Origin of the sequence: Chamaesiphon sp. VAR_48_metabat_135_sub, assembly GCF_031418915.1 — a bacterium.
In the GTDB taxonomy this organism is placed as follows: Bacteria; Cyanobacteriota; Cyanobacteriia; order Cyanobacteriales; family Chamaesiphonaceae; genus Chamaesiphon.
On record NZ_JANOJV010000258.1, the window covers coordinates 1 to 6944 of the forward strand.

The following is a 6944-nucleotide window of genomic DNA, read 5'->3' on the forward strand; positions in this document are numbered from 1 at the left end:
AATCCCCATCTCACTAATTTTTCGAGGGTTGATGAAATACCCTCGCTTTTTGGGGAGTGTCTATTTTCACCTCAAAATAGTAGCTCTAGTATATAAATCTGCTTATTCCCTCTTTTCGAGGGTTTGTACAAAAAACCCCTAGTTCGATCGCGCTTGCTTTTGACATTATTATCGTTCAAATAATTGGCGATCGATTGAAACTATTACCCGATCTGCGATGCCTACGGATGATATTAATTACCTCGACTTCATCATCATCAGATACTAACTCAGCTTCGATCGATTGCATTCCAAACTGTGGAGAGCCGTAAGCATACCCACCCCCCTTCGATTTTGCCTTTCTACCGCCTTGGGTACGTTCGATGATTGTGTCCCGTTCCAGCGATGCCACAGCCGCCATGACGGTTAAATCGTTTTGGCTAAAATAGCCATAGTAGACAAATAGATAGTTAGGATCGATTGCGCTAATATCGCATGTTTAGGATTGCTAGAATCGATCGCGCTATTTGCAAATATATCTCAACAATCTTGCTATGGCAATTACTCTAGCCATTTATCCCTCTCAGTAGCGATCGGCTAGATGACGTAAAATTCTATACACTACTTGTTAAGTAGAAAAAGTGCCTGTAATATAAAAGTATGAACGGTTTCGGAAGCAGCTTCCCACAAGCGTTTCGAGCAATAAGTGAGTGTTACACTCAATGAGCTTGCCGTGAGATCGAACGTTAAGTTCGAGAATGTGGAAGACAAAGAAACCCGCTAACAGCTCGACGATCTAAAAGTGATATCGTCGATTGGAAGCACTAGACTCAGCAATCATCACTTTTAAGTGGGGTTTGTTAACGAGTTCTCAAATAAAACACTGATTGAATTATACACTATTCAACCCAAAATAGGAAGTCAAAACAGATGAATTTCACTGCTAAAATCGCTCTCGCTCTCGTTGCTAGTACTACTGCTGGTGTTGTTGCTTTCCCAATGGTAGCTGCTGCTGGCCCAAATACTGGTTCTACTGCTGCTGCGGTATCGATCAAATTCCAAAAAAGTGGTGGTAGTGGTAGCTTCACTATTACTCCCGGTAGCACTGCTAATGGTGGCGGTTCTGGAATTCAAGAACTCTCCGCTGCTGTAGCTACTGGTGAAACTAGCGCGTTCGCTGAATCTAAGAGCAGCAAACGAGGTACTAGTGCTACTGCTAATGGCTATAGCGCACCTGTAACTCTCTCCTACGAAACTTACAACAGTCAGACTAAGATGCAGATGGCTTCAGAGTCTACTGCCAACAGTGAATTCAAAGCACAAGCTGCGATCGAATTTGCTGCTGGTCAGAAAGCTTCGGAATCACTTTCCATCTATGAAGTTGAGAAACTCAGCCGTACTACTAAAGGCAAAAAAGTCACTAACCTGACTAAAGAAGAGATCGAGTCCATTAAATATCGTGCTAATAGCGAAGCTAATCTGAAATTAGCTGCTAGTGCTAATGCTAGTGCTTCACAAAGTAATACTGGCAAACAGTCCAGTTCGAGTTCTACTAGCTCCGTAGGTACTAGCTACGAGTACACTGGTTCTTCGGCTGGCTTGCATTACCTCCCCGCAGTTGTCAAATAGTAATTAAATCGCGCCGACTCTAGACCTCACACTGAGTCGGTGCGACCACATTGACGATCGACAGCCAATTTATCCATCGCTAGTTTAGTTCGCCACAGGTATCGCCGAACGAACGTTCTAGGATGGATATTTTTTGTCCGAACTCGAAGCGCGATCGCGAGAGCGACTTAATTTAAGTATGTCTGCACGGTTATTAATTTATCTTCAAACTGCTACCAAATTAGTATCTTACCCGATCGCGCTGTTCGGTTGGGCTGTAGTGTTCGCGAGTAACGTTAGAGCTACGCCTCCAGCCGCCAAGCCAACTGACGATCTATTCGACAGTGACAATATTTCACCCAGTCAGATTTTTGACAAATCCGATCAAAAAACAGAGAACGCAACTAAGCCCAAGCCAAAACTTCCACCGAGCGAACCTCAGCTTCAGGCACAGGTATTCCAAGTACCCAATCTCACCCCGATTTTTACCCTGTCCACACCGATCTCGATCCCTGCAATCCCTCGACTCGATACCACCAACCCACTGAACTCGATCCTCACGCCGGAGTTAATCGTTGCACCGAATAATACGCCAGCGGTGCAATCGCCAAATGCGCCGACCAAAACAGATCCACGTTTTATCATCCCACCCCGCGCACTCGCTCCCACCACAGTCGATCCGTTCTCGACGCAATTTATCCTCAATGGGGATAAGATCTCGCACTATACGCCGACGATCGTCAAAACTGGCTACGAATCGGGAAATTTTCGGACGAGCGACCTCAATTTTAATGTCTATAAAGTCATCAAAGCCGAGAATATCCAAAGCGTCACCAAGGATGTGGTATTGCGCGTCGATAGCCAAGTCGAATCCGTCGGCGTGCGAAGTATCGATCGCCAGCGCGATCTGACGGTCTCTGTTTCCAAACCCCAGACCTTATTAGGCGTGCGCCAACAAATTAGTCTCGACGGCGATTGTCTGGATGGTTCGGGACGCACTTGTACGTTTCTCCCAGGACTGAAGATCGATGAATCCAACCTCAATCGCCAACTCCAGCCGACGGGAGTAACTGTTACTTCGCAATTTGGCGATGTTATTTCTCCCGCATCCATAGCCGCAACTAGAGAGCCAGGATGTCAAGGTGGTGCCAATGGTGAGAATTATGGTATCGATCTTACCGTCCCCGCGATCGGGCTAGTTACGACTCCGTGGTCTGCCAATCCCGTCTCCACAGGCAGCCGTCGCGAAGATATCAATTCTGGGGTGGCGGTCAATTACACGCGGATGAGTCAGAATTTAGCCACCAATGGCGTGGAATCGGTGCTAGGACGGACGATTCGATCGGCTACTTTTGTTAAAGACGATCGCGATCGGGCAGTCAATCTCGGTGTAGTCGCCCTCGGGCAGGTATTACCAGAAGCTAGACCCAGTATCGCCCCTGGCACATCAGGTCAGCGGATCGTCGTCAATCCCAATCTCTACCGTGCGGCTAATGCGATTAGAATTCCTGAGAACAGTCAGACTGTCTATCAAGCGGGGACGGGTTATGCCATCAGTCGGGGTGCCGATCCCAAAATTCCGCCAGCAGCAAATCATCAAGCGATTTGGGTCGGGTTATCTCCTGTCGTCGAGCGGCAAGTCGTCCGCGATTATAACTATGTCACGCGCCGCGATCCGCAGATCGTCCAAAGTGGCGGCGGTGAGGGCGGTAGCGTTCCAGTAGCGGTAAATCTGAATAATTTTGGGTTTAATTCGGGCAGCTTACAAAATGTCTATAGTCAAGGCTATGTCACCGTTTACAATCGCGATGTCGATCGCGTCGATGTCGAGACACTGCGCCAACGCACCGATTATTATCCCCATGTGAGTTTTACGGGGACGAGTTTGACGGAAAATAGCTTGTGGCGGTACTATACAGGTGCGATCGCTAGTATCGGCTCTAGTTCGCAAGCACCACAAAATATCAAAGCTTATCTAGGTGCCGATTACTCAGTCGTCAATCCACGGGGTTTTAGCTACAGTTTGAGCGGGATCGGCTATCTCAATCCCGATCCAGAATATGCCACCCAATTATCCGTCAATACGACTCAAGCAATCGCCATCGGAGCCAACCCCCGCAACAATCTGACGATCGGGGTCAATGCTAACTATATCGCCGATGGCTCGATTACGATCCAGTCACTCCCCGTGCGCTCGGCACAAAGTTTTGTCAATGCGGGGCTAAATGTCAATATCGGTGATATCTCGATCGGGGGTACGCAATTTATCGGTAACATCTTACCCGAATCGACTGATAGTAAAACCCTGTTTAATGTGGGTTGGAAAGTGACCGATCGCTTAAACGTCGGCGCGTTTTATACTGTTGCCGATCGAAATATCTCGACCAATCCCTATGGGGCCAATCTCAGCTACGCTCTCGATCCTAGTTCTGATTCCATGCTGTACCTGGGCTGGAATGCTGCCGAAATCGATTTTCGTCGCACCCTCGGCTCAACATCAAATATTTACCGCGATAATACCTTTACCATGTCGATCCGATACGGATTCTAGCACGGACTAGACGATCGATCGGGTCGTTGCGACAATAAATATCCCCATCTGAGTAAAATCTAACAACGCCTTACCCAAAGATTCTAGGCGATCGATATAGCTATACTGCAAACGTCTAAATACTAGACTTTGCAGATCGAGAAGCTAGAGGACAGATCCCCGACTTCTATGGGAAGTCGGGGATCTAGCGTAATTCTGAAAAGTCCAGTTTCTAAGCGTCCTTAGTATATCCAAAAAACTTACTGATTAGCTTTGGGACGATCGGTTTTTGATAACCACCAATCGATCGATTCGATCGACGACACCACCAATGCTACATCAGGGTTGGAAAATGTCTCTCTCTTGGCTTAAACTAGATGCGATCGTCTATCATAAACCCTTGAAAATCGCCCAAGATACTAACTCTCGATCAATTATCTTGGCACAGCCGACGCTACCTGTTAGCGTCGGCTGTGCCAAGTTCTTGCAGAATGTATGGTTGCTGTTTCGATCGAGAGTTAGTTGCAAGCATGTATTTCGTATTTATTAAACAAAGGAGTTATATCTTGAAACTATTATCGGTTACAAGTCTGACAGGATCGATCGTGGGCTTACTGGTATCGGCAAGTTGGGCGCCTTAGGCTCAGGCTAACTATGTTTGTGGGAATGGTCTGGCGAGGTACAGGTTGGGACGACCATCATGGGTATACAACGGGTTCCCGTATGCGCAAAAAACCCGAATGGAGGGGGTTCTAACTCAGGCTCATCCGCCGAGCCACAATTGAGATTATAACTAGATATTTGTTGAATCATATGAACCGGAACTCGGCACTGAGCCTAGTCAAAATTGCACTCACAATCCCAGTGGCGTATGCCTTGACTTATCCGTTTTTGCATCCCACAGTAGCAGGTGGAGTATTGAAAGAAGTCATGATGCTGGGCTGGGGCGGCATCATGACAACGATCGGATTTCTCGTGCTAGTTTTTCTATATTGTCGAGATCTGCAATTATCGCTGTCATTGGTATCTCCAGCAGCGCGGCAAGCAGCTCCTCGCAGCGTGTGGCTGATGTTTCTATTTCCTTATAACTTTGTCGAGGATTTTTTCATTATTGCTAATGTCGCGAGTTCCTTACGCAAAGAATCGGAGCGCAACAGCAAACTGCAATTGTTTAAAAGCTTTGGTTTGGTGACGGGATTGGGTTGGTGTACGGCACAAATCGTATCCTTACTGCCGAATGCCGTTGGTGCGGTTGCGGGGATGTTAGCTCTGCCTTTTTGGATCGCCCATTGGGTTCTCATCCGTCGAGTCAATGCGAGTCTTGCAGCGGGGAACGAGACTAACCCTGCCAGCTAATCATCCGCCTGATTGCCGATCGAAGAAGAAGTTCAAGAGCTTACTAAGTGGTATCATTTTGGTTTACAAGATACTTTGTGCTTATGAAATTGGTGGTTTTGACGAGTTTGCTGTCGATCGCGTTAGTTCCTAATACAGCGACAATTGTGATAGCAGACGTGCCAACAGGGAAGAGTTTTACTCAATGGTGCGAGCAAAGAAATTCTTTATCCCCCCAGACGCGCAAAACAGTAGATTATTTATTGCAAGCAACTCAGGCTCAAGACTGTCGAGCTGCGGCTCTCGATCTCAACCAACGTACCGAACTGCTGACTTCTAGTCCCACTTCTGCCGATATTAGCGACCTCCAACCGATCGCCAGTCTGACAAATTTACGCAAACTCAGCTTATATAGTCATAATATTACCGATCTCACTCCCCTTGCCAACCTGAAACAACTCGATACTTTAGTTATTAATAGCAATAAATTGACCGATCTCAAACCCCTGGGCAGTTTGAATAACTTGAGCGATTTGGGACTGATAGGTAAGAATATCGTCAATATTCAACCGATCGCGAAACTGACAAATTTGACAAAACTGACACTCTGGTATACCTCGATTCAAGATATAAAAGCTGTGAAGAATTTGACTCAATTAACCGAAGTCAGTTTTATCGATACCAAAATTGCCGATCTCAGTCCCTTAGCTAACCTGAAATCCTTAACTACTTTGGAAGTTACCAATAGCAGAGTCACCGATATTCAAGCTTTGTCAGGTTTAACCAATTTAAAGAAAATCGTCCTTAATAATAATCAAATCTCTCATGTCCAACCACTCGCCCGCTTGATCGATTTGAGGAGCCTGAATCTCAACTCCAATCGCATTAGTAATTTAACTCCTTTGTCTGAATTGAAACGTCTAACTGGACTCAATCTTAGCGATAACCAAATTGTCGATATCCAACCCATAGCCGCGCTCACTCAGTTAGTAGGGTTGAATCTAAACAATAATAAAATTACTAATATTAAACCATTGGCTAAATTACAAAAACTAGAGACTTTAGTTGTCTCCAAAAATAAAATGAAGACTAAGGTTTGTCCGCTTCGTCCCGCAGTCTGTGATTTTAATGGCACGGGGTTAATTAGAGCTTTTTGAGCTAATATCGATTCAATTAGCCTCAATCCTGATCCAGAGGTTTCAAATTCAATATTAATGGCAATGAGGAGAAGAAAGGCGGGATGGATAAAGACCAGATTAAAAACTTCGAGAATGCGGTTACAGCAGTCATACGGAGCTGGTTGACTGACAAAAGTCTAATTAGTCCAAATAAGAGTGGTAGCTTGAAACTAAATTCGGTAAGTTCTTTGTTGATGCTGTAGACGAGAAGCCTTGACGGGTTCAGGGTCAACATTAGTAGCAAAAGAGATCGCAGAAATTAAATTCCAACCCTTGTTCAAAGCTTGTTTAACCCAACTCCAGCCAATTTTTAA

6 protein-coding genes are annotated in these 6944 nt (G+C 45.8%); 5 read left to right on the plus strand and 1 reads right to left on the minus strand.

Annotated features, from left to right (window positions below):
* Positions 1–175 precede the first annotated feature (175 nt).
* Positions 176–400, minus strand: a complete 225-nt coding sequence (locus RMO55_RS18215) for a hypothetical protein (protein ID WP_310428911.1) — start codon at positions 398–400, stop codon at positions 176–178.
* A 509-nt stretch (positions 401–909) separates the two neighbouring features.
* On the opposite strand from RMO55_RS18215, the gene RMO55_RS18220 reads away from it, so the two are divergent.
* The 5 genes from RMO55_RS18220 to RMO55_RS18240 all read left to right on the plus strand — a co-directional run bounded on the left by RMO55_RS18220 (position 910) and on the right by RMO55_RS18240 (position 6609).
* The gene (locus RMO55_RS18220) at positions 910–1608 is read left to right on the plus strand and encodes a hypothetical protein (RefSeq protein WP_310428913.1); all 699 of its coding nucleotides are present in this window, start codon (positions 910–912) and stop codon (positions 1606–1608) included.
* A gap of 133 nt (positions 1609–1741) precedes the next feature.
* The gene (locus RMO55_RS18225) at positions 1742–4138 is read left to right on the plus strand and encodes a hypothetical protein (RefSeq protein ID WP_310428915.1); all 2397 of its coding nucleotides are present in this window, start codon (positions 1742–1744) and stop codon (positions 4136–4138) included.
* 268 nt (positions 4139–4406) lie between these two features.
* A complete protein-coding gene (locus tag RMO55_RS18230; RefSeq protein ID WP_310428918.1) occupies positions 4407–4667 on the plus strand; it encodes a hypothetical protein in 261 nt (86 codons plus the stop codon).
* Between the two features lie 263 nt (positions 4668–4930).
* On the plus strand, positions 4931–5473 hold the full coding sequence (locus tag RMO55_RS18235; RefSeq protein WP_310428920.1) for a hypothetical protein: 543 nt from the start codon (positions 4931–4933) through the stop codon (positions 5471–5473).
* 83 nt (positions 5474–5556) lie between these two features.
* Positions 5557–6609, plus strand: a complete 1053-nt coding sequence (locus RMO55_RS18240; RefSeq protein WP_310428922.1) for a leucine-rich repeat domain-containing protein — start codon at positions 5557–5559, stop codon at positions 6607–6609.
* Positions 6610–6944 lie beyond the last annotated feature (335 nt).

Coding starts and splice junctions, on each gene's coding strand:
- RMO55_RS18215 (WP_310428911.1), bottom strand. CDS start 400: ATGGCGGCTGTGGCATCGCTGGAACGGGACACAATCATCGAACGTACC.
- RMO55_RS18220 (WP_310428913.1), top strand. CDS start 910: ATGAATTTCACTGCTAAAATCGCTCTCGCTCTCGTTGCTAGTACTACT.
- RMO55_RS18235 (WP_310428920.1), top strand. CDS start 4,931: ATGAACCGGAACTCGGCACTGAGCCTAGTCAAAATTGCACTCACAATC.
- RMO55_RS18240 (WP_310428922.1), top strand. CDS start 5,557: ATGAAATTGGTGGTTTTGACGAGTTTGCTGTCGATCGCGTTAGTTCCT.